Genomic DNA, 19,612 nt, shown 5'->3' on the forward strand with positions numbered 1-19,612 from the left:
ACGTATTACACATCACGGGAGCGGTTGCGTTATTCGTCTTCCTTGTAGCGATAGCCGACGCCGTACAGGGTTTCGATCCGGTCGAATTCCGGATCGGCGGCGCGCAGCTTCTTGCGCAGGCGCTTGATATGGCTGTCGATCGTCCGGTCGTCGACATAAATGTTTTCGCCATAGGCCGCGTCCATCAGCTGGTCGCGGTTTTTCACCAGACCGGGCCGTTGCGCCAGGGCCTTCAGCAGCAGGAATTCGGTGACCGTCAGCTTCACCGGGTCGCCCTTCCAGGTACACAGATGCCGGTCGCCGTCCATGACCAGATCGCCCCGGGTAAAGGCGCCCTGCGTCTTCTGGGCCGTGCCGCCCTCCGCCGTACGCTGTTCCAGTTCGGCACGGCGCAGCAGGGCGCGGATGCGTTCGATCAGCAGGCGTTGGGAGAACGGCTTCTTGATATAGTCGTCCGCGCCCATGCGCAGGCCCATCAGCTCATCGACCTCATCGTCCTTCGACGTCAGGAAGATCACCGGCAATTCCGAATTCTGGCGCAGCTTCTGCAGCAGCTCCATGCCGTCCATGCGCGGCATCTTGATATCCAGGACCGCCAGATCGACCGGCCGCGTCGTCAGGCCGCGCAACGCGGTTTCGCCGTCGGTATAGGTTGTGACCGTGTAGCCTTCAGCCTCCAACGCGATGGTGACGGAAGTCAGGATGTTGCGGTCGTCGTCGACCAGGGCAATCTGCTGTCCCATTCAAGTTTCCCCTGATTTAGGTGAGCCTGTTCACGCGATAGAATGCCATAACGCCCGACAGTCTGGGCGGAATTGTGGCAGGTCCAGGATCATTCTGGGGCCTGAACCCGTCGGGGCGTGGCTTTTTTCACCGTCTTCTTGGTGCGGAAGACCTGTTCGCCATGCACATGCGCCTTGCGCGGGGCGACCGGTCCGCCCGCGCTGACCGGGCGTTCGGCGAAGCGGCCGCGGCTGATCATCCGGTCATACAGCGCGATGGCCCCCGCGATCCCGACATTGACGCAGAAGGATATCGGAATCTTCACCACATGGTCGCAGCGCGCCAGCATTTCCGGCGACAGGGACCCGCGTTCCGGCCCCAGGATATAGGCCGCGCGGTCTGGGTGGCGAAAGGACGGCATTTCGATGGACTCCTCGACCAGTTCGATGCCGACGATCTGACACCCGCGCGGCAGGGCGATATCGTCCACCGTCGCCCATTCGTAATAGGGTACCTGATCCGCCGTGCCCGACGTGTCCGATTTCCGAATGCCGCGAATGTCGACATAGGGGGATACGGCAAAGACGAAGCTTGCGCCGAAGGCATGGGCGGTGCGCATCAAGGTGCCCGCATTCATGGGTTTCGAAATGCCTTCGACCCCCAGGCCGAAGTAGCCGCGTGACTGCATACGCTCAAATTCTCCTGTTCAAGAACGCCGCCGACCTTGCACAAACCCGCCCGTGGAGGCAAGTTCGCCCGACTTCAAACTCAAACGAGGCCGAACCATGTCTCAGGATGCGATCTCCCTGTCCAGCAGCGGCGACGCCGCGAATCCGTTGACGGTGGAGGTCACGCGCAACGGCGTGGTCGAAAGCCGCCATCGCGGATATGCCGCCATTGTCGATTTCACCGGCAAGGTTCAGGAATCCTGGGGCGATATCAAACGCCCGACCTTCCCGCGCTCCGCCATCAAGGCGGTGCAGGCCCTGCCCATGGTCGAAAGCGGCGCGGCGGAAGCGGCGGGCTTCACCGATGCGGAAGTGGCGCTGGCCTGTTCGTCGCATAATGGGGAGGTCGGTCATACGGAAACCACCCTGTCCATGCTGACCAAGCTGGGTCTGACGGAAGCGGACCTCGAATGCGGCAGCCACTGGCCCTATCGCGAGGAAGACGCGCACCGCATGGCCCGCGCGGGCGAGGAACCGAATCAGTTGCACAACAACTGTTCGGGCAAGCATGCGGGCATGCTGGCGCTGGCCAAGCATCTGGGCGTGCCGACCAAGGGCTATGTGAACCAGACCCATGCGGTGCAGCAGCGCATCGTCGGCGCGATGGAACAGCTCTGCGCCGTCGATCTGTCCGACGTCGCGCCCGGCATCGACGGCTGTTCCGCGCCGAACTGGCCGATCCCTCTGGAAAACCTGGCCTACGGCTTCGCGCGGATCGCGGAACCGAAGGACCTGCCCGAGGCGCGGGCGAAGGCGATTGAGCGGATCAAGGCGTCGGTCTTCGCGAATCCGTTTATGGTCGCCGGGACCGGGCGTTTCTGTACGGAGGTGATGAAAATCCTGGGCGACAAAGCCTTCATCAAGACCGGGGCGGAAGGGGTCTTCTGCGCCTCCCTGCCGGCATATGGTCTGGGCGTGGCGCTGAAATGCGATGACGGCGCGACGCGCGGGTCGGAAACCATGATGGCGGCCTTGTTGCGCCAAATCGGCGTGATCGATGAGGATCAGATGGCGGCGATGGGCCCCTGGCTGAATCCCAGCCTGAAAAACCGCGCCGACCGCGTCGTCGGCGACATCCGCGCCGCCAAAAGCTGGATTAGTTTCTAAAACCACCATTGAGGAGACCCGCATGACCCAGATGGCCACCCCGATCAAACCGCGCGACCGTATCCTGGTCGCCCTGGACACGCCCGACGTCGATAAGGCGACGGCGCTGTCGCGGCAATTGGCGGGCAAGGTCGGCGGCATCAAGCTGGGTTTGGAATTCTTCAACGCCAACGGCCCGCAGGGGGTGCGGCAGGTCGTGCGCGCGGGACCGGAGGAAACGCCGAGGGGCGAGCCCGCAAAACAGCAGCGCCTGTTCCTCGACCTCAAATACCACGATATTCCGAATACGGTGGCGGGGGCCGTGCGCTCCGCCATGCCGCTGGCCCCGTCGATCCTGAACGTCCATGCCGTGGGCGGTCCGGCGATGATGAAGGCGGCGCTGGATGCCGCCAACTTTGAGGCCGAGCAACTCGGCATCGTCCGCCCGATGCTGATCGCCGTCACCGTCCTGACCAGCATGGACGACGGGGACCTCGACGCGACCGGCCAGATCGGCCCGGCCCGCGATCAGGTCCTGCGCCTCGCCGCCTTGACGCAGAAGGCGGGGCTGGATGGGGTCGTCTGCTCCTCCCACGAAATCGCCGCCCTCCGCGCCGAATGCGGCCCGGATTTCAAATTGATCGTTCCCGGCATCCGCCCGGCGGGCGCGGCGCTGGGCGACCAGAAACGCGTCATGACCCCGGCCCAGGCCATTGCCGAAGGCGCCGACTTCCTGGTCATCGGCCGCCCCATCACCGGCGCGGAAGACCCGGCGGCGGCGGCGGAGGCCATCGCGGCGGACGTCGATGCGGGATAGTGAATTCCCCTCCGCCCTTGCGCTTGTCTGGCTTTGTTTTCGCACCTCGCTGAAGGCGATGCTTCGCCATTTCGGCACGGTGACTGCTGTTTCGATCATTCCGATAGCGCTCCTCGTCGGCACATTGGCGGCAACCATGACGGTGTTGGATTTCGCATCCGTGATGGATACGGACTACAGCTCTCCGTTATGGTTGGGCGTCCGAATGGGGGCGGTAACCATCGTCCCGAACGCGATGGGCTTCGTTGCATTTGCAATCCTGTCGACCTGTTGGGTGGCGCGGCTACAGGGGCGCGGACTGCCGTGGTGCTTGTTGGGACCGTTCTCGTTTGAGCGCGGTCGAGCGATGGCATTGTTCTTCGTTCTGTTGATTTTCATTATCGATACAATGGTTGACGCTTTCCGTGTGGCGCTATTGGGCCCGTTGATCGCGACCACCGCATTGACCGGCAGCGCCGCAACCGCTGTGACCGTCGTTTATTTGTTCTTTGAGCGATTGATCGCCGTCGCCGTAACGCTTCCGCTATGGTTTTCGCTCTTTCGAACCGTGACAGTATCGAACGCTGCAACGCCGGAGCGGTTTTTATGGATTTATCGGCGGTTTCCGGGCTTCGTCGCGCTGCTTTGCGTTTCGATCGTAATTATCTGGGCGGCATTGGTTGCGGTGATTTCAACGACTGGCGCGTTTGTGTCTCCATGGCTCAATGCGGCTCTCGGAATTGACCTTGGCGTTTACGCCATGCAGCCGACAGCATTATCGACTGTACTTGTTTGGCTTGTTTGGATCGGGATGGCATATACGGCCTATAGAATTTTCATACCGAATAGCGAACCGTTGAATGAAGACTGAAGCAAAAATCTGCGGGTTGACCGATCCGGCGGCGATGAATGCCGCGATCCGCTATGGCGCGGATTTGGTGGGGCTTGTCTTCTTTCCGCCCAGCCCGCGCAATATCGCGGTGGAGGATGCGGCGATGCTGGCGGGTTTGGTGCCGGACCATGTGGTGACCGTCGGCCTGTTCGTCGATCCGGACGATGAGTTGATCGACCGGGTGTTGAGCCGCGTGAAACTGGACGCGATCCAATTGCATGGGGAGGAGCCGGTCGACCGCTGCGCAGACCTGAAGAACCGCACGGGCCGTCAGGTCTATAAGGCGATCAAGGTGCGGGATGCCGACGACCTCGTCAGCGCCGACCGCTATGCGAAGGTCTGCGACCGCCTGCTGTTCGACGCCAAACCGCCGAAGGACGCGACCCGCCCCGGCGGCAATGCCGAAGCCTTCGACTGGACCGTGTTGGAAGGCCGCAAATTCGGCGTGCCGTGGCTGCTGGCGGGCGGGCTGACCCCCGACAATGTGAAATCCGCCATCCGCATGACCGGCGCGCCCGGCGTCGATACCTCGTCCGGCGTCGAAAGCGCGCCGGGCAAGAAGGACCCCGCCAAGATCAAGGCCTTCCTGGACGCCGTGCGCTCGGTTTAAGCCTCTGCCGTCGTCCTGGCGCAGACCAGGACCCAGGCGGACGCTGGGTTTGTGCCGGACGCTCTGGAGCCTGGCCTGCGTCAGGGTGACGGGTGGCTTGGGTGACGAGAGGACCGAGTTTACCGCCAAGGTCGCTAAGAAGGGCGCGAAGACCGCCAAGTCAAAATCGCCGCCCCCGTGCAGGCTGGATTTTTGGGAATGACGGGGGGAGAACTTTGCGCCCTCCGTGCCCTTCTCAGCGTCCTTGGCGGTTCCACTTATAAGGCTACGCCCGCAGCTTTTCGTTCGCTGAATCATAGACCGGGTCGGCCAGGACCGTGGCCTTGCGCGGTGCGCCCAAGAGCCACGCGGTCATTTCCGTGCCCGGTGCGGCGTAGTCCGGCTTCACATAGGCGAAGGCGAGACTTTTGCCGGTACGGTGGCCATAGCCGCCGGACGTGGTGAGGCCGATGACGGTTCCGTCTTCTATGGTGATCGCTTCGCCGCCGACAGATTCGTTATCGCCCTTTTCCAGTTCCAGATAGACGATCTTGCCGTGCGGGCCGTCCTGTTTGCGCTGCTGCGTCGCGGCCTTGCCCAGGAAGTCCTTGTCGAGTTTCACGAAGCGTTCGATGTCTGCCTCGATCGCCGTGATTTCGTTGGTCAGTTCGGAGCCCCAGCCGCGATAGGCCTTTTCCATGCGCATGGCGTTGACGGCATAGGTGCCGAAATGGCCGATATCGTGGGCCTTTCCGGCCTCCATCAAGGCGGCATAGACTGTGGGCATGCCGTCCATCGGGCAGTGCAGTTCCCAGCCCAATTCGCCGATATAGTTGACGCGCAGCGCCCGGACGGAGACGCCCGCGACGGTGATTTCCTGCGCTGTCAGCCAGCGGAAACCCTCGTTCGACAGGTCCGCGTCGGTGATCTGGGACAGGACGTCGCGGCTTTTCGGACCTGCGAGGACGAGGTTGCCCCAGGCGTTGGACACGTTTTCGACCGTCACGGTCTCGCCCGGTTCGATATGCTGGGTCAGCCAATCCATATCGCGGACTTCCGCCGCCGCGGCGGACAGGACGTAATAGCGATCCTCCGCCAATCGGGTCACGGTCGCTTCGCCTTCGATCATCCCGTCGGCGTTCAGCATATGGGCCAGGGCGATGCCGCCGACCTTCTTCGGCATGCGGTTGGCGAAGACGCGGTCCAGCAGGACGGGTGCGTCGGGGCCGGAAACCTCGAATTTCGCGAAGGAGGACAGGTCGGCCACTGCGACCTTTTCCATGACATGACGGCATTCCGCGCCGACCGCGTCGAAGGCGTTGTTGTGGCGGAAGCCCGCTTCCTCGTCGCGCCCGTCGGGGGAGTAATACTTCACCCGTTCCCAGCCGGAGGCGGTGGTGTAGAGGCCGCCAGCCTGTTTCAGCGCGTCATATAGCGAGGATTCGCGCTTGCCCCGGCCTGCCGGGCGTTCCTCACCCGGTAGGTGCAGGATGTACATATGTTCGTAGTCTTCGATGGACCGGGCGCGGACGTAATCTTCATCCGCCCAGCGGCCGAAGCGGCGCGGGTCCAGGCCCGCCATGTTTATTTCGGATTCGCCGTGGACCATCCATTGCGCCAGATATTTGCCGCAGCCGGCCCCCTGCGCGATGCCGATGGACGAGCCGCAGCACTGCCAGAAATTCTTCAAGCCGCCGGTCGGGCCGAGCAGCGGGTTGGCGTCGGGCGTGTGGGGGATGGCGCCGTGGACGATGCGCTTGATGCCGCTTTCGCCCCAAATCTCCATGCGCTCCAGCACTTTTTCGATCCAGGGGGAAATGCGGTCCAATTCGTCGGTGAACAACTCGTTCTCGCTGTCCCATTCGGGATAGCCGCCACGCTCCGCCCAGGCTTCCTGCGCGCCTTCGGTTTCGTAGATGCCGATCAGGCCGGATTTCTGCTCCTGCCGGTAATAGGAGGACGCCCAAGGATCGCGGATCACGGGCATTTCCGTGTCGGAATCGATGAATTCCTGGATCGCCTCGGTGACGAGATAATGGTGTTTCATATTCGTGATCGGCACGTCGGAGCCGACCCATTGGTTAATCTTTCGGGCATAGCAGCCGCCGGCATTCACGACGTGTTCGCAGGTCACGGTGCCCTTTTCCGTCACCACCTGCCATTCGCCGCTGGGCAGTTGCTTGACGTCGAGGACGCGGTTTCGGCGCTCGATTTCCGCACCCATGTCGCGGGCGCCCTTGGCCAGCGCGTTGCAGCAGCCTGCCGGATCGACATGCCCGTCATCCAGGGTCCAGGCGGCGGCGAGAACCCCCGTCGTGTCGACATGGGGGTAGACGGATTTGATTTCGTCCGGGCCGATGACCTGCATGCGGAAGCCGATCAGTTTCGACGTGCCCTCGACCTTCTTGAAATAGTCGAGTTCCGCCTCGTTCATCGCGAAACGCAGTCCGCCGCAGCCATGCCAGGAGACATATTGGCCCGTCATTTCCTCAAGCTTGGGATAGAGCGTGTTTCCGTGGTGGTGGATTTTCGCCATGTTGTAATCGGCGATGAAACTGGGGCACTGACCCGCCGCGTGCCAGGTGATACCGGAGGTGAGCTCACCCTTTTCGATCAGCAGGGAATCCGTCCATCCCTCCTGCGCAAGATGATATAACAGGCCGCAGCCCATTATCCCGCCGCCGATAATTACAACCCGCGCATGTTCTCTCATGGTCGTTCCCCGTGGACTGTCTCGTTCTGTATGGCGCGGGCGTTGAACGGCCTGTCCGCGCGTCTTGGAAAGGATCGTAAGCAGGACAGCCTAGCCCCACAACAATTTACATGACTTGATGTAATCCGTTGAGAAACAGGAAGAAAAACGCCAAGCAGATGAAAAAAACTCAACCAGCGTCAAGGCCGGTTCATAGCGTGTGAAACGGGCTTGGAAAGGTGTGTTGCTTCTGTCTAGAGTGCCCGCCTTATCGACCGGGATGCATAATGAGGAGACGCGACATGGACACGAGACCGACCTGCGGCGAAGCGCTGGTGAAGCTGCTGGAGGACTATGGCGTCGATACCGTTTTCGGCATTCCGGGCGTGCATAACCTGGAACTGTATCGCGGCTTCGCGGGCGCGAATATTCGTCACGTCCTGCCGCGCCACGAACAGGGCGCCGCCTTCATGGCCGACGGCTATGCCCGCATGACCGGCAAGCCGGGCGTCGCCTTCGTCATCACCGGGGCGGGCGTCACCAACGCGATGACCCCCCTGGGCCAGAGCTTCACCGACAGCGTCCCGGTCCTGCTGGTCAGCAGCGACAATCCGCGCGAAACCCTGGGCAAGGGCTATGGCTGCCTGCATGAGGTGACGGATCAGTCCGCCATGACGCGGCCGCTCTGCGCTTTTTCGGAAACGCCCAGCGACCCGGAAGAAGTGCCCGGCATCGTCGCCCGCGCTTTCGATCAGTTCAACAGCCGCCGCCCGCGTCCGGTGCATCTGTCCGTGCCGTTGGATTTGCTGGCGGAACAGACGCGCACCGACTGGTCTCCGCGCCCGGCTGCCCCGAAACCTGGCCCGGAATTGGATGCGATCGAACAGGCGGCGACCCTGCTGGATCAGGCGAAACGCCCGTTGATCCTGGTCGGCGGCGGCGCGCGCGGCGCGGCGCAGCAGATTATCGAACTGGCCGAACGGCTGGATTGCCCGACGCTGGGCACCGTGGCGGGCAAGGATGTGCTGCCGTCGAACCACCCGCTGCATCTGGGCTGCCTGATGTGGTCGTCGGTCTGCGATCAAGTCCTGTCCGAAGCCGACGTCGTGCTGGCCATCGGCACGGAACTGTCGCGCAACGACACCTATAACGACCAATTCGTCCTGCCGGGGAAACTGATCCGCATCGATATCGACGCGGCGGAATTCGACCTGCGCTTCCGGCCTGCCGTCGGCATCCGGTCGGATGCGAAACTGGCGGTCGAGGCGCTGCTGGACGTACTGGGCCCGCAGGTCGCGACCAATAACGGCGTCGAACGCGCCGCCGCCTATCGCGCGACACCGTTCGAAGGCTTCCTGCCGAAACTGGAAGACAAACACGCCGCGATCCTGGAACAGATCGGTCAGGCCATGCCGGAGGACGGCGTCCTCGTCGGCGATATGACGCAGGTGATCTATACCTCCATCCCGAAATTCCCGCTGCCGCCGAAGGGGCGGTTCCTGTTCCCGGCGGGGTATGGGACGTTGGGCTACGGCCTTCCTGCCGCCATCGGTGCGAAGATCGGCGCCCCGGATCGCGCGGTGCTCGCCGTCGCGGGGGATAGCGGTTTCCTCTATACCGCGCCGGAAATGATGGTGGCGTCCGAACTGGGCCTTAACATCGTGGCGCTGGTCTGGAATAACCGGGCGCTGGGTCAGATCCGCGACGACATGGTGAACCGCCGCATCCAGACCGTCGGCGTCACCCCCGAACCGCCGGATTTCGAGGCCCTGGCCAAGGCGTTCCGCTGGTCCTATGCCAGACCCGACCGCGCGGAGAACATCGCCGACGCCCTGAAGGCCGGTTTCGCCGCCAACGGCCCGACATTGGTCGAGGTCCAGGACGGCATTCCAGGTCTTTAAGGGGGACCGAATCGGGATTCTCCTTGCAATCCCGGGTCCGCTGAAACATATAGCGCCGCAGGAAGGTCGGCGGTGGACGGGCGCCTCGCCAACCCGGTCAGGTCCGGAAGGAAGCAGCCGTAACGAGATTTTCGCTCGGGTCACTTAACGCCGACCTTCCGCCTTCCTAAAAATCCCTTGTATCAGGTCGGAACGGTTTCGATGAAACCGGGTCGGGCGCGCACACGCTCCATCAGGCTGCTCAGGGCCGGGCGTTGTTTCACCAGTCGCGCGCCGACGGGCAGCATTTGCAAATAATGCAGGATCGGCCACAGCGCGAAATCGGCGGGACAGGGCGTGTCCCCCAGGAAGAAATTCCGATCCTGCAACGCGGCGTCGATCACATCCAGACCCTTTGCGGTCCGTTCCGTCGCGGCGGTGACAGCGGTTTCTTCCGGCGGGGTGCCGGTCATTTTGCCGATGACGATGGGGAGGACGAGGGCGCGGATGGCCGCCGGATCGACATAGGCCATGATGACGCTCAACCACTGATCCGCCAGACCTTCCTCATAGGGCGTATCGGGCAGCAATCGCGGCCCGTCGAAGACCCGGTCGATATAGCGCATGATCGCCGTTACCTCGAACAGGCGTTTTCCATCGTGTTCGAGGATCGGGATTTTTCGCAACGGGTGCAGGTCCAGATCGGGCGATTTCGACATTTCGAACAATTCGGTGCAACCGGTCAGGCCGACGGTATGCGGCACCCCCTTTTCCGCCAGCAGCAGCCGGACGGACCAGACCATCGAACTTTGCGGCAGGCCGTATAGGTGCAGGGACATGGGTTAATCCTCCTTGTGTCGATGAAACTTGGCGGCAGGGTGGGTCGCCTATAAAATATGTTCAACAACATATTTTGGAGATATCGCCATGCCCTATCCCGCCGGCCACAAGGACAAGATCCGGGCGCAGATCGTCACTGCGGCCCGGCAGGAAATGAACCGAACCGGCTATCAGGCGGCCAGCATTGACGCGATCATGGCGGCGGCGGGACTGACGCGCGGCGGTTTCTACGCCCATTTTTCAAGCAAGGAAGACCTGCTGGTCGAAATCATGAAGAACATGCAGCAGGAACCGCTGCCGCTCTTCGCCGGCCGGATGAAGGCGGCGGCGGTGAGTCCGGATGATTCGTGCGGTGCGGAAACGTTTATCGACGCCTATCTGTCCCCCGAACATCGGGACCGCGTGGATCAGGGCTGTTCCGTGCCGCCGCTATCGCCGGAAATCGAACGGTCGGGCGACAAGGTGCGCGGTGCGTTTGACGACTATGCGCGGGATGTCGCCCGGAAACTGACGGACCTGAAAGGCACGCCGACCGGGGAGGACGGCATCGACGACGCCACGATTGGAATGCTGGCCTTGTGTATCGGCGGGATCATTCTATCCCGCGCGGTGAAGGATGAAGGCCTGTCGGACCGGATATTGGGGGCCTGTCGGGACGCGGCGAAAACGCTTTAGGTCGACGGCGGAGATTCGTTACCAACCCGAACGATTTTGACAGGAGGAACCGTCTTCCCTGTTGTGCCGGTCAGGTCGGCTTGCGATGATAGAACCATGAGCACAGAGAACGATCCGCCCTTCGATCTGGACGACGAGCCGCCGCCCGTGCAGGACGGCCCCGGCCTGGGATTCGACGAGCCCCCTCAACCGGCCGCCAAACCGGCGACGGCCCCTGTGACGGTGGCAGAAACTAAAGTCCCGGACGACAAGGCCTATCGTGTCCTGGCGCGGAAATACCGCCCGTCGGATTTCAGCAGCCTGATCGGTCAGGAAGCCCTGGTTCGCACCCTGTCGAACGCCATCGCGGCGGGTCGCATCGCGCAGGCCTTCATGCTGACCGGCGTGCGCGGGGTCGGGAAAACGACGACGGCGCGGATCGTGGCCAAGGCGCTGAACTGCGTCGGGCCGGACGGAAACGGCGGACCGACCGTGCATCCCTGCGGCGTTTGCGCCAATTGCACCGCCATCGCCGCCGACCGGCATGTCGATGTCATTGAAATGGACGCCGCCAGCCGAACCGGCGTCGACGATATCCGCGAACTGATCGACGGTGTGCGCTATCGCCCGGTATCGGCGCGGTACAAAGTCTACGTGCTCGACGAAGTGCACATGCTGTCCAAGAACGCCTTCAACGCGCTGTTGAAGACGCTGGAAGAGCCGCCGGAACATGTGAAATTCATCTTCGCGACGACGGAAATCCGCAAGGTGCCGGTTACCGTCCTGTCGCGGTGCCAGCGATTCGATCTGCGTCGGGTTCCGGTCGATCAATTGGCCGCGCATTTCAAATCCGTCGCCCAGCAGGAAGGCGTCGGGATCGACGAAGAAGCCGTGGGCATGATCGCCCGCGCCGCGGACGGGTCCGTGCGCGACGGTTTGTCGATCTTGGATCAGGCCATCGCGCTCAGCGCCGATACGGTCTCGGCGGAACAGGTCCGCGACATGTTGGGTCTCGCCGACCGCACGCGGGTCTATGACCTGTTCGACGCGGTGATGAAGGGCGACGCGGCCACGGCGCTGGACCTGTTGGACGACATGTACCGGACCGGGGCCGACCCGGCGGTGGTGTTGGAAGACCTTCTGGAAATCACCCATGTCCTGACCCGCGCCAATCTGGTGCCGGATGCGTTGGACCGGCCGACGACGGCCGAATTGGAACGCACGCGCGGCAAGGAAATGGCCGCCAATCTGTCCGTCCCGGTGTTGAGCCGCGTTTGGCAGATGCTGCTGAAAGGACTGGGCGAGGTCCGCGCCGCGCCGTCCCCGATTCAGGCGGCGGAAATGGCGATCATCCGCCTGTTGCATGTCGCCGATATGCCGACGCCGGGCGATCTGGTCGCGAAGTTGAAGGACTTGCAGCCGGGGGCCGCCGCTGGCGGGAATGCGCCCGGTGGTGGAAGTGGCGGTAGTGGCGGTGGCGGTAGTGGTGGCGGCGCACGGGCGTCCGGCATGCCCGGTCCGACGCTGATTCGCGGCGGGGCCGCCATGGCCGTGGCCGCGTCGCCGGATGTTTCGCCCATGGTGGCACAAGCGCGTGCCGACCTGCCGAAGACCATGGCCGAACTGGTGAAAATGTTCGAAGCCAAGCGCGAGGGAATCCTGGCCAGCGCCCTGAAACGTGACGTGCATCTGGTGCGGCTGGAGCCGGGCCGCCTGGAATTCCGGCCGGGCCGTCATGCGCCGCCGGACCTGACGGGCCGGGTCGGCAAGATGCTGGGCGATTGGACCGGCATGCGCTGGGTGGTCAGCGTGTCCCAGGAACCGGGCGAACCGACGGTCCTGGAACAGGAAACCCGTGCCGCCCAGGACCGCAAGAGCAAGGCCGAACAGGACCCGTTGGTCATGTCCGTCATGAAGGCCTTTCCCAATGCGCAGATCACGCGCGTGACCGGTGTCGAGCCGACCCTTCCCGAGGCCCCCGCGGGCATGCCGGAAGAGGCGTTGGATGACTATGCGGCACCCGAAGACTATATCGACCCAGAAGACGACCTATAAGGACCGATCCCGATGAAGAATCTCGCCGGTATGATGAAACAGGCGCAGGAAATGCAGTCGCGCATGCAGGAAATGCAGGCGCAGATGGAAACGCTGGAAATCGACGGCACGTCCGGCGGCGGCATGGTCAATGTGACCGTGACCGGCAAGGGCGAATTGCGCCGCCTGTCCATCGATCCCAGCCTGATCGACCCGAACGATAAGGAAGTCCTGGAAGACCTGATCGTCGCGGCGGTGAACGATGCGAAGGGCAAGGCGGACGACCGCATGCGGGAAAAGACCCAGGAATTGATGGGCGGACTGCAACTGCCGCCGGGCATGAAGCTGCCCTTCTAACCGACATGCAGGAAATCGAGCGATTGGTGCAGCTTTTGGCGCGGCTGCCGGGGCTCGGTCCCCGGTCGGCGCGGCGTGCCGTGCTGATGCTGATCAAGCGCAAGGAAAGCCTGATGCAGCCGCTGGCCATGGCCCTGGCGGAAGCGGCGGATAAAATCCGCACCTGCACGACCTGCGGCAATCTGGATACGTCGGATACCTGCGCGATTTGCCGCGATCCGACGCGCGACCAAACCGCGATTTGTGTCGTGGAACAGGTGGGCGACCTGTGGGCGTTGGAACGCACCGGGGTGTTTCGGGGCCGGTATCACGTCCTGGGCGGCGTCCTGTCCGCCATCGACGGGGTGGGGCCGGAAGACCTCAATATTGCCGCATTGCTGGCCCGGGTCGGCCCCGATCACCCGGTACAAGAAGTGATCCTCGCGACCAACCTGACGGTGGATGGGCAGACGACGGCCCATTACGTGACCGAAAGGCTGGAACCGTCGGGGGTGAAGGTCAGCCGTCTGGCGCATGGCGTGCCGGTCGGCGGCGAATTGGACTATCTGGACGACGGAACCTTGGCGACGGCCCTGAAATCGCGCCAATTGGTTTAGGAATTATTTCGGGGGTGTGGGGAATGGCCAAGAAGAAACTGATGTTCCTGGGACAGTTGGGCGCGCCGGGCAGATACGACCCGCAAGTTTTTGCGAACCAGCCGGGCGGCGATAATGAAGTCCATTGGTTCGAACTGATGTTGGACGGGTTGGGGCTGCTGGACGTCATCGACTACGAAGGCCGCCGCATCTGCCGCGGCGATCCCTTGCCGGACCCGGACGAGGCCGACGTCTTCGTCGTCGGCGGCAGTTGGCATTCCGTTTATGACGGGCTGGATTGGCAGCACGATCTGGAAAAATTCCTGGCGACCCTCTGGGCCGACCCAAACCCGAAGCCGGTTTTCGGTATCTGCGGCGGCCATCAGATGATTGCCAAGATGCGCGGCGTGCCGGTCGACTATCTGGACGAAGTCCATGCCGGGACGTTCCCCGTTTCCCTGACCGATGCGGGGCGGGAAAGCCCGCTCTTCGACGGGGTCGTGCCGCGTTTCAATTTCGGCAACGAACAGCATGTCGCCGCAGTGCCGGACGGCGCGACGGTGATTGCGACGACCGCTACCATGCCGAATTGCGGGTTGGATTACGGACGGGGCTGGATGTCCGTGCAATTCCATCCCGAAGCCACCGACCGATGCATGGCCGAATCTTGGGGGCCGAAGGCCGCGTCGGTATCGGACAACTATCACCCGACACCGGATGCACCGCGTCTTTTCGTCAATTTCCTCAAAGCGAACGGGATCCTGTAAGCAATGATGAAGAAGCCCCTCTACTCACTTCTCCTCTCCGCCGGGGTTTCCCTGGCGGCTATGGATGCTGCCGTCGCCGACTCTGTCGCCGCCGGACCGATGACGGAAAGCGCCATCGCCATCTACAATGACGGCATTTCCGTCGTCGGCGAGAAACGCACCGCGTCGCTGATTGAGGGCGGATCGGTTCTGCTGTCCGATCTGCCGGATGCGCTGGATACCGGCAGCCTGCTGGTCGATATCGCGGGCAAACCGGCCTACAGCCTGACCCTGCATCAGGACAACTTGTCCCAGGACAGTTTGCTGCAACGGTCTGTCGGCAAGGAAATCGTCTGGCTGGTACCGGCGGGCGACGGCGCGGAACGCGAAATCCGCGGCACCTTGATGGGGACTGTCGGCGGTATCCTGATCAAGACCGGCGGTCGTTATGAAATCCTGCCGCCGAATGGACGGCTGGCGCTCGACCGCCTGCCGGACGGCATGGTGGGCGGGTTGGAAATCCTGGCGGAAACCGATGCGCCGTCGGGCACGCAACCGGTTGCCGTGCGCTATCTGACAGCCGGACTGGGCTGGTCGGCGGATTATACCGCCGAATTGCTGCCCGACGGGTCGGGCCTGACCTTGAGCGGCCATTATCTTTTGGACAATCGCACCGGCACCAATTTCCGCAATGCCGCGATCCGTCTTGTCGCGGGCGATACGACCCGGATGATGAAGGGCGGCGGGCCGCAGGAAATGGCGGTACGCAGCTTGAACGCCATGCCGATGGCGGATTCCGCCGCCGTCGCCCCGCCGCAGGAAGCGACGCTGGGCGATGTGCATGTCTATGACCTGGGCGCGCGGATCGACCTGCCGTCGAACCGTCAGATTCGCCGCAGCCTGATCGACCCCGTCACGGTGCCGGTGGAAAAACTCTACCGCCTGACCGGCAGCGGCCTTGTGCGGCCCGGCCAGAGCATGGGGCCCGTGGACGGGTTGCGTCCGGCCGTCAGCCTGAAAATCGACAATGCCGAGGACGGCCCGCTGGGCATGCCCCTGCCGGCTGGAATCGTGCGGGTCTTCGGCGGGTTGGCCGCCGATGACGATGCATCCCCGGATGTTCTGCTGGGCGAGGACAGTCTGCAACACCTCCCGGTCGGGGGCGAGGCCGTGCTGTCCCTGGGGCGGGCGTTCGATATCACCGCGACGCGCCGTGTCACCGATTACGAAATCACCGGGACCGCGCCGAATCGCTGGCAGGCCCCGTATCGCGTGACGCACGAAATTGTGCTGAGAAACGGTCGGGAAGAGGCGGTCACGCTGGAGCTGACCGAAAGTCTGGGCGGCGCGGAATGGTCCCTGGTCGATACGTCGCACAAGGTCGCGTCGAAGGATGCGGGCGGCCTGACCTGGGAAATCGACATTCCGGCACGCGGCGAAACCACGCTGACCTATATTGCAAAAGTGCAGCCGTAAGGCGGCGTGGAAAACCGGGGAGGGGGCAACTCGCTCTTTCACTCTCCCACCGGCTTGGATAGTCTCGGCGCATGACGGAAATGGGGGAAAAGCAGGCGCAAGTGACGCCGATGATGGCTCAGTATTTGAGCATCAAGGAAGCGCATCCGGATTGCCTTCTTTTCTACCGCATGGGCGACTTCTACGAGCTGTTCTTCGACGATGCGAAGCAGGCCGCCGCCGCCCTGGACATCGCGCTGACAAAGCGCGGTCAGCATCTGGGGGAGGAAATCCCCATGTGCGGCGTCCCCGTCCATGCCGCCGAAACCTATCTGTCGCGCCTGATCCGCAAGGGCCACCGTGTCGCCGTTTGCGAACAGACGGAAGACCCGGCGGAAGCAAAGAAGCGCGGCGCGAAATCCGTCGTCCGGCGCGACGTCGTGCGCGTGGTGACGCCGGGAACCCTGACCGAAGACACCTTGCTGGACGCCCGGTCCGCGAATTATCTGGCGGCTTTGGCCCGCACCGGGGCGGACGGCTATGCGATCGCGTGGTGCGATATTTCGACGGGTCAATTGCTGTGCCAGCCCGTGGCGGAAGCGGGGCTTGCCAGCGCCCTGTCCCGCATCGCGCCGGGGGAATTGATCCTGGGTCAGAAATTGATCGAGGAAGGGTCGGCCCTTTACGAACTGTTCCGGGAATGGCGGGATCGTCTGACTCCGCTGCCGGAATCGCGGTTCGATTCGACCAATGCGGAACGGCGGCTCAAAGATGTCTTCGGTGTCGCGGCGCTGGATGCCTTCGGGGATTTCGACCGGGCGGAACTGGCGGCCTTGGGCGCGCTGGTCGACTATCTTGACCTGACGCAGGTCGGCAAGATGCCGCGGCTGGAAGCGCCGCAGCGTCTGGCGACCGGGGCCTTGATGGAAATCGATCCGGCGACGCGCCGCAATCTGGAAATCACCCGCACCCTGACCGGCGACCGTTCGGGCAGCCTGCTGGCCGCCGTCGATCGCACGGTGACGGGCCCCGGCGCGCGGCTGTTGGCGCAACGCCTGTCCGCGCCGCAGACCGATCCGGCGGTAATCGGGGCGCGGCACGACGCGGTGTCCTTCTATGCCGGGAATTCGGGGCTGCGCGGCGACCTGCGCGATATCCTGAAAGGCGCGCCGGATTTGGAACGCGCCCTGGGCCGCCTGACCGTCGGACGCGGCGGGCCGCGCGACCTGCTGGCCCTGCGCGACGGATTGGCGCTGGGCAATCGGATCAAGGCGCTGCACGGGGCGGCGGACGACGTGCCTGCCTTGCTGGTCGAGGCGCTGAGCGATCTGGGCAACCACGATATCCTGATCGATCGCTATCGCCGCGCCTTGAAGGATGAGGTGCCGATGCTGGCCCGCGACGGCGGGTTCGTCGCCAAGGGCTATGCCCCGCATCTGGACGAACAAGTGACCCTGCGCGAACAGGGGCGCCGCCTGATCCTGGAACTGGAATCCCGCTACAAGCAGGATACTGGCGTCGACGGGTTGAAGATCAAGCACAACAATGTGCTGGGCTGGTTCATCGAGGTGACGGCCAAACATTCGGAAAAGATCGGCGAACCCTTCATCCACCGGCAGAGCATGTCGAACGCCGTGCGCTATACGACGGTGGAACTGAACGAACTGGCCCGCAACATCGCCGAGGCCGGGGACCGCGCGCTCGCCATCGAACAGGAAATCTTTGACGATCTGGTGGGCGAGGCCCTGGCCCGCGCGCGCGAAATCGGTCTGGCCGCCCGCGCCCTGGCGGAACTGGATTTGCAGTCCGCGGCGGGCGACCTGGCCGTGGCGCGCGACTATTCCCGGCCGAAGGTCGATGCCTCCCTGTCCTTCGCCATTCAGGGCGGCCGCCATCCGGTGGTGGAGGCGGCGCTGGCGTCGCAAGGCGACGGGCAGGGCTTCGTTGCCAATGACTGCGACTTGGGCCGGGCGCAGCGTCTATGGCTGGTGACCGGGCCGAACATGGCCGGTAAATCGACGTTTTTGCGCCAAAACGCCCTGATCGCGATCCTGGCTCAGGCCGGTCTGTTCGTGCCCGCCGCGAACGCCCATATCGGCGCGGTGGATCGGTTGTTCAGCCGGGTCGGCGCGGCGGACGATCTGGCGCGGGGCCGGTCGACCTTCATGGTCGAAATGGTCGAAACCGCCACGATTCTGAATCAGGCGTCGGAACGATCCCTGGTCATTCTGGATGAAATCGGGCGCGGCACGGCGACCTTCGACGGATTGTCCATTGCCTGGGCTTGTGTCGAACATTTGCACGAGGCGGCGAAGGCCCGCGCCCTGTTCGCCACGCATTATCACGAACTGACCGCCCTGTCGGAACGGCTCGACGCGCTCAGCCCCCATTGCATGCGGGTGAAGGAATGGGATGGGGAGGTCGTCTTCCTGCATGAGGTCGGCCCCGGCGCCGCCGACCGGTCCTACGGCATCCATGTCGCGAAGCTGGCGGGTCTGCCCCCGGCCGTGGTGTCGCGCGCGGAAGAAGTCCTGCACGCGCTGGAAAAAGGCGAACAGTCCGGCGCGGTCACGCGGTTGGTAGACGACCTGCCGCTGTTCCGTGCGGCGTCGCAACCCGCACAGCCCGCTGTTGTCGATACCGGCCCCAGCGCGGCGGAAGAGGCACTGGCCGATCTGAATCCCGACGACCTGACCCCGCGCGAGGCATTGGACGCGCTGTATCGGTTGAAGGCGCTGCTGTGACCGACAATTCCGAAAAGCCCGATCCGAAGAAAGCGGCCTGGAAAGGCTACGCCGACTATCGCCGGGAAATGGAACAGCGCCGGACGGAAGCGTTCTCGAAACGCCTGACATTGGGGACGATGGTCCGGATCGCGGCGATCCTGCTCGCCCTCTTGCTCATCGCCGATGCGATGAAGCTGCTGGACTAGAACCAGTCCCGCCACGCAGTCCAGTCGGCAATGACTTCCGCCAGTCTTTGGTGGCCCGCCTGGGTCGGGTGGACGCCGTCGCCGGCCTCCATATCCGCATTCCAGCCCGCATCTTCCGCCAATGGGGCGTGCAGGTCCAGGAAGGGTACGCCGATGTCCGCCGCCGCCGCGCGGTAGGCGTCGTTCAAGGCCGCCGTACGGGCCCGGTCGAAGGTGAAGCGGATGCCCTCCCCAGGGGCGATCATCGGCGGTTGTTTGCGCACCGGGGTCGGGCCGATCCAGAGGGTCGGTTTCCAACCCGCCGCCTCTGCCACCATCGTCTTCGCCGTTTCCAGGGACAGGGCGGGATCGACCCGCGTGCCCGTCCCGTTGAAATCCGCGCAGTCGTTCAAGCCGACCATGAAGACCAGCTTGCCCGCGACATGGTCGGGCAGGCGCGGCGCCGCTTCGGCCCGCCATCGCTTTTCGAGGTCCAGGGAGGTTTCCGCCCGGACACCCAGATTGTAGCAACTGACATCGTGCCCGCGATCCATTTCCAGGGCGCTGAGGTAGGACGGCCATCCCCGGCAGGCCGCATCGCCTGTCCCAAGGGTGACGCTGTCGCCGATGAAGCAGATGCGCAGAACGGTCACG

The 19,612-nt window shown here is 63.7% G+C and carries 18 protein-coding genes and 1 other RNA gene; 14 read left to right on the top strand and 5 right to left on the bottom strand.

Going from position 1 to position 19,612, the window contains the following annotated elements; translation table 11 throughout:
• Positions 1 to 29 precede the first annotated feature (29 nt).
• Positions 30 to 743 carry a response regulator transcription factor gene (locus HH303_RS11860; protein ID WP_169625539.1) on the bottom strand — a complete coding sequence of 238 codons (714 nt, stop codon included), beginning with the start codon at positions 741 to 743 and terminating at the stop codon, positions 30 to 32.
• An 89-nt stretch (positions 744 to 832) separates the two neighbouring features.
• The gene (locus HH303_RS11865) at positions 833 to 1,411 is read right to left on the bottom strand and encodes an RNA methyltransferase (RefSeq protein ID WP_169625540.1); all 579 of its coding nucleotides are present in this window, start codon (positions 1,409 to 1,411) and stop codon (positions 833 to 835) included.
• Between the two features lie 97 nt (positions 1,412 to 1,508).
• Here HH303_RS11865 and HH303_RS11870 point away from each other — a divergent pair, with 97 nt between their 5' ends.
• The 4 genes from HH303_RS11870 to HH303_RS11885 are packed head-to-tail and all read left to right on the top strand — an operon-like array spanning position 1,509 to position 4,835.
• Positions 1,509 to 2,558: an asparaginase gene (locus HH303_RS11870; protein WP_169625541.1), complete on the top strand. Its 1,050-nt coding sequence runs from the start codon at positions 1,509 to 1,511 to the stop codon at positions 2,556 to 2,558.
• Positions 2,559 to 2,589: 31 nt separating this feature from the next.
• Positions 2,590 to 3,354, top strand: a complete 765-nt coding sequence (gene pyrF / locus HH303_RS11875; RefSeq protein WP_406611270.1) for an orotidine-5'-phosphate decarboxylase — start codon at positions 2,590 to 2,592, stop codon at positions 3,352 to 3,354.
• Positions 3,344 to 4,204: a hypothetical protein gene (locus HH303_RS11880; RefSeq protein WP_169625543.1), complete on the top strand. Its 861-nt coding sequence runs from the start codon at positions 3,344 to 3,346 to the stop codon at positions 4,202 to 4,204. Before pyrF ends, HH303_RS11880 begins: the two co-directional genes overlap by 11 nt.
• Positions 4,194 to 4,835: a phosphoribosylanthranilate isomerase gene (locus tag HH303_RS11885; protein WP_169625544.1), complete on the top strand. Its 642-nt coding sequence runs from the start codon at positions 4,194 to 4,196 to the stop codon at positions 4,833 to 4,835. The genes HH303_RS11880 and HH303_RS11885 overlap by 11 nt, the downstream gene beginning before the upstream one ends.
• Positions 4,836 to 5,100: 265 nt before the next feature.
• Here HH303_RS11885 and HH303_RS11890 read toward each other — a convergent pair whose 3' ends face one another.
• Positions 5,101 to 7,527, bottom strand: a complete 2,427-nt coding sequence (locus HH303_RS11890) for a GcvT family protein (protein WP_169625545.1) — start codon at positions 7,525 to 7,527, stop codon at positions 5,101 to 5,103.
• Between the two features lie 281 nt (positions 7,528 to 7,808).
• Between HH303_RS11890 and HH303_RS11895 the strand changes: the two genes are divergently transcribed.
• A complete protein-coding gene (locus HH303_RS11895) occupies positions 7,809 to 9,407 on the top strand; it encodes a 5-guanidino-2-oxopentanoate decarboxylase (protein ID WP_169625546.1) in 1,599 nt (532 codons plus the stop codon).
• Positions 9,408 to 9,470: 63 nt separating this feature from the next.
• Positions 9,471 to 9,567, top strand: an RNA gene (ffs, locus tag HH303_RS11900) — signal recognition particle sRNA small type.
• 22 nt (positions 9,568 to 9,589) lie between these two features.
• Here ffs and HH303_RS11905 read toward each other — a convergent pair.
• A complete protein-coding gene (locus HH303_RS11905; RefSeq protein ID WP_169625547.1) occupies positions 9,590 to 10,225 on the bottom strand; it encodes a glutathione S-transferase family protein in 636 nt (211 codons plus the stop codon).
• Positions 10,226 to 10,313: 88 nt separating this feature from the next.
• On the opposite strand from HH303_RS11905, the gene HH303_RS11910 reads away from it, so the two are divergent.
• From HH303_RS11910 to HH303_RS11945, 8 genes are all read left to right on the top strand, one after another.
• Positions 10,314 to 10,901 (top strand): TetR/AcrR family transcriptional regulator, encoded by a 588-nt coding sequence (locus tag HH303_RS11910; RefSeq protein WP_169625548.1) that lies wholly within the window; start codon positions 10,314 to 10,316, stop codon positions 10,899 to 10,901.
• Between the two features lie 96 nt (positions 10,902 to 10,997).
• The gene (locus tag HH303_RS11915) at positions 10,998 to 12,935 is read left to right on the top strand and encodes a DNA polymerase III subunit gamma/tau (RefSeq protein ID WP_169625549.1); all 1,938 of its coding nucleotides are present in this window, start codon (positions 10,998 to 11,000) and stop codon (positions 12,933 to 12,935) included.
• A 12-nt stretch (positions 12,936 to 12,947) separates the two neighbouring features.
• Positions 12,948 to 13,271 (top strand): YbaB/EbfC family nucleoid-associated protein, encoded by a 324-nt coding sequence (locus HH303_RS11920; protein ID WP_169625550.1) that lies wholly within the window; start codon positions 12,948 to 12,950, stop codon positions 13,269 to 13,271.
• A 5-nt stretch (positions 13,272 to 13,276) separates the two neighbouring features.
• Positions 13,277 to 13,867 carry a recombination mediator RecR gene (gene recR, locus HH303_RS11925; RefSeq protein WP_169625551.1) on the top strand — a complete coding sequence of 197 codons (591 nt, stop codon included), beginning with the start codon at positions 13,277 to 13,279 and terminating at the stop codon, positions 13,865 to 13,867.
• Between the two features lie 23 nt (positions 13,868 to 13,890).
• Positions 13,891 to 14,613, top strand: a complete 723-nt coding sequence (locus HH303_RS11930) for a type 1 glutamine amidotransferase (RefSeq protein ID WP_169625552.1) — start codon at positions 13,891 to 13,893, stop codon at positions 14,611 to 14,613.
• Positions 14,614 to 14,616: 3 nt separating this feature from the next.
• Positions 14,617 to 16,068, top strand: coding sequence for a DUF4139 domain-containing protein (locus tag HH303_RS11935; protein WP_169625553.1), 1,452 nt, complete (start codon positions 14,617 to 14,619; stop codon positions 16,066 to 16,068).
• Positions 16,069 to 16,139: 71 nt separating this feature from the next.
• Positions 16,140 to 18,791, top strand: a complete 2,652-nt coding sequence (mutS, locus tag HH303_RS11940) for a DNA mismatch repair protein MutS (RefSeq protein ID WP_169625554.1) — start codon at positions 16,140 to 16,142, stop codon at positions 18,789 to 18,791.
• Complete coding sequence (locus HH303_RS11945; protein WP_169625555.1) at positions 18,788 to 18,979, top strand: hypothetical protein; 192 nt, start codon at positions 18,788 to 18,790, stop codon at positions 18,977 to 18,979. The genes mutS and HH303_RS11945 overlap by 4 nt, the downstream gene beginning before the upstream one ends.
• Here the strand turns inward: HH303_RS11945 and HH303_RS11950 are convergent.
• The gene (locus HH303_RS11950; RefSeq protein WP_169625556.1) at positions 18,976 to 19,611 is read right to left on the bottom strand and encodes a GDSL-type esterase/lipase family protein; all 636 of its coding nucleotides are present in this window, start codon (positions 19,609 to 19,611) and stop codon (positions 18,976 to 18,978) included. The genes HH303_RS11945 and HH303_RS11950 overlap by 4 nt on opposite strands.
• Position 19,612 lies beyond the last annotated feature (1 nt).

The organism is Pacificispira spongiicola, from assembly GCF_012926505.1.
Lineage (GTDB): Bacteria > Pseudomonadota > Alphaproteobacteria > UBA8366 > Aestuariispiraceae > Pacificispira > Pacificispira spongiicola.

Excerpts from the sequence above, each read along its gene's own strand:
- HH303_RS11865 (WP_169625540.1), bottom strand. The coding sequence starts at position 1,411 with ATGCAGTCACGCGGCTACTTCGGCCTGGGGGTCGAAGGCATTTCGAAA.
- HH303_RS11895 (WP_169625546.1), top strand. The coding sequence starts at position 7,809 with ATGGACACGAGACCGACCTGCGGCGAAGCGCTGGTGAAGCTGCTGGAG.
- mutS (WP_169625554.1), top strand. The coding sequence starts at position 16,140 with ATGACGGAAATGGGGGAAAAGCAGGCGCAAGTGACGCCGATGATGGCT.
- HH303_RS11870 (WP_169625541.1), top strand. The coding sequence starts at position 1,509 with ATGTCTCAGGATGCGATCTCCCTGTCCAGCAGCGGCGACGCCGCGAAT.
- HH303_RS11860 (WP_169625539.1), bottom strand. The coding sequence starts at position 743 with ATGGGACAGCAGATTGCCCTGGTCGACGACGACCGCAACATCCTGACT.
- HH303_RS11935 (WP_169625553.1), top strand. The coding sequence starts at position 14,617 with ATGATGAAGAAGCCCCTCTACTCACTTCTCCTCTCCGCCGGGGTTTCC.
- recR (WP_169625551.1), top strand. The coding sequence starts at position 13,277 with ATGCAGGAAATCGAGCGATTGGTGCAGCTTTTGGCGCGGCTGCCGGGG.
- HH303_RS11890 (WP_169625545.1), bottom strand. The coding sequence starts at position 7,527 with ATGAGAGAACATGCGCGGGTTGTAATTATCGGCGGCGGGATAATGGGC.
- HH303_RS11915 (WP_169625549.1), top strand. The coding sequence starts at position 10,998 with ATGAGCACAGAGAACGATCCGCCCTTCGATCTGGACGACGAGCCGCCG.
- HH303_RS11930 (WP_169625552.1), top strand. The coding sequence starts at position 13,891 with ATGGCCAAGAAGAAACTGATGTTCCTGGGACAGTTGGGCGCGCCGGGC.
- HH303_RS11885 (WP_169625544.1), top strand. The coding sequence starts at position 4,194 with ATGAAGACTGAAGCAAAAATCTGCGGGTTGACCGATCCGGCGGCGATG.
- HH303_RS11880 (WP_169625543.1), top strand. The coding sequence starts at position 3,344 with ATGCGGGATAGTGAATTCCCCTCCGCCCTTGCGCTTGTCTGGCTTTGT.
- HH303_RS11920 (WP_169625550.1), top strand. The coding sequence starts at position 12,948 with ATGAAGAATCTCGCCGGTATGATGAAACAGGCGCAGGAAATGCAGTCG.
- HH303_RS11910 (WP_169625548.1), top strand. The coding sequence starts at position 10,314 with ATGCCCTATCCCGCCGGCCACAAGGACAAGATCCGGGCGCAGATCGTC.
- HH303_RS11905 (WP_169625547.1), bottom strand. The coding sequence starts at position 10,225 with ATGTCCCTGCACCTATACGGCCTGCCGCAAAGTTCGATGGTCTGGTCC.
- pyrF (WP_406611270.1), top strand. The coding sequence starts at position 2,590 with ATGGCCACCCCGATCAAACCGCGCGACCGTATCCTGGTCGCCCTGGAC.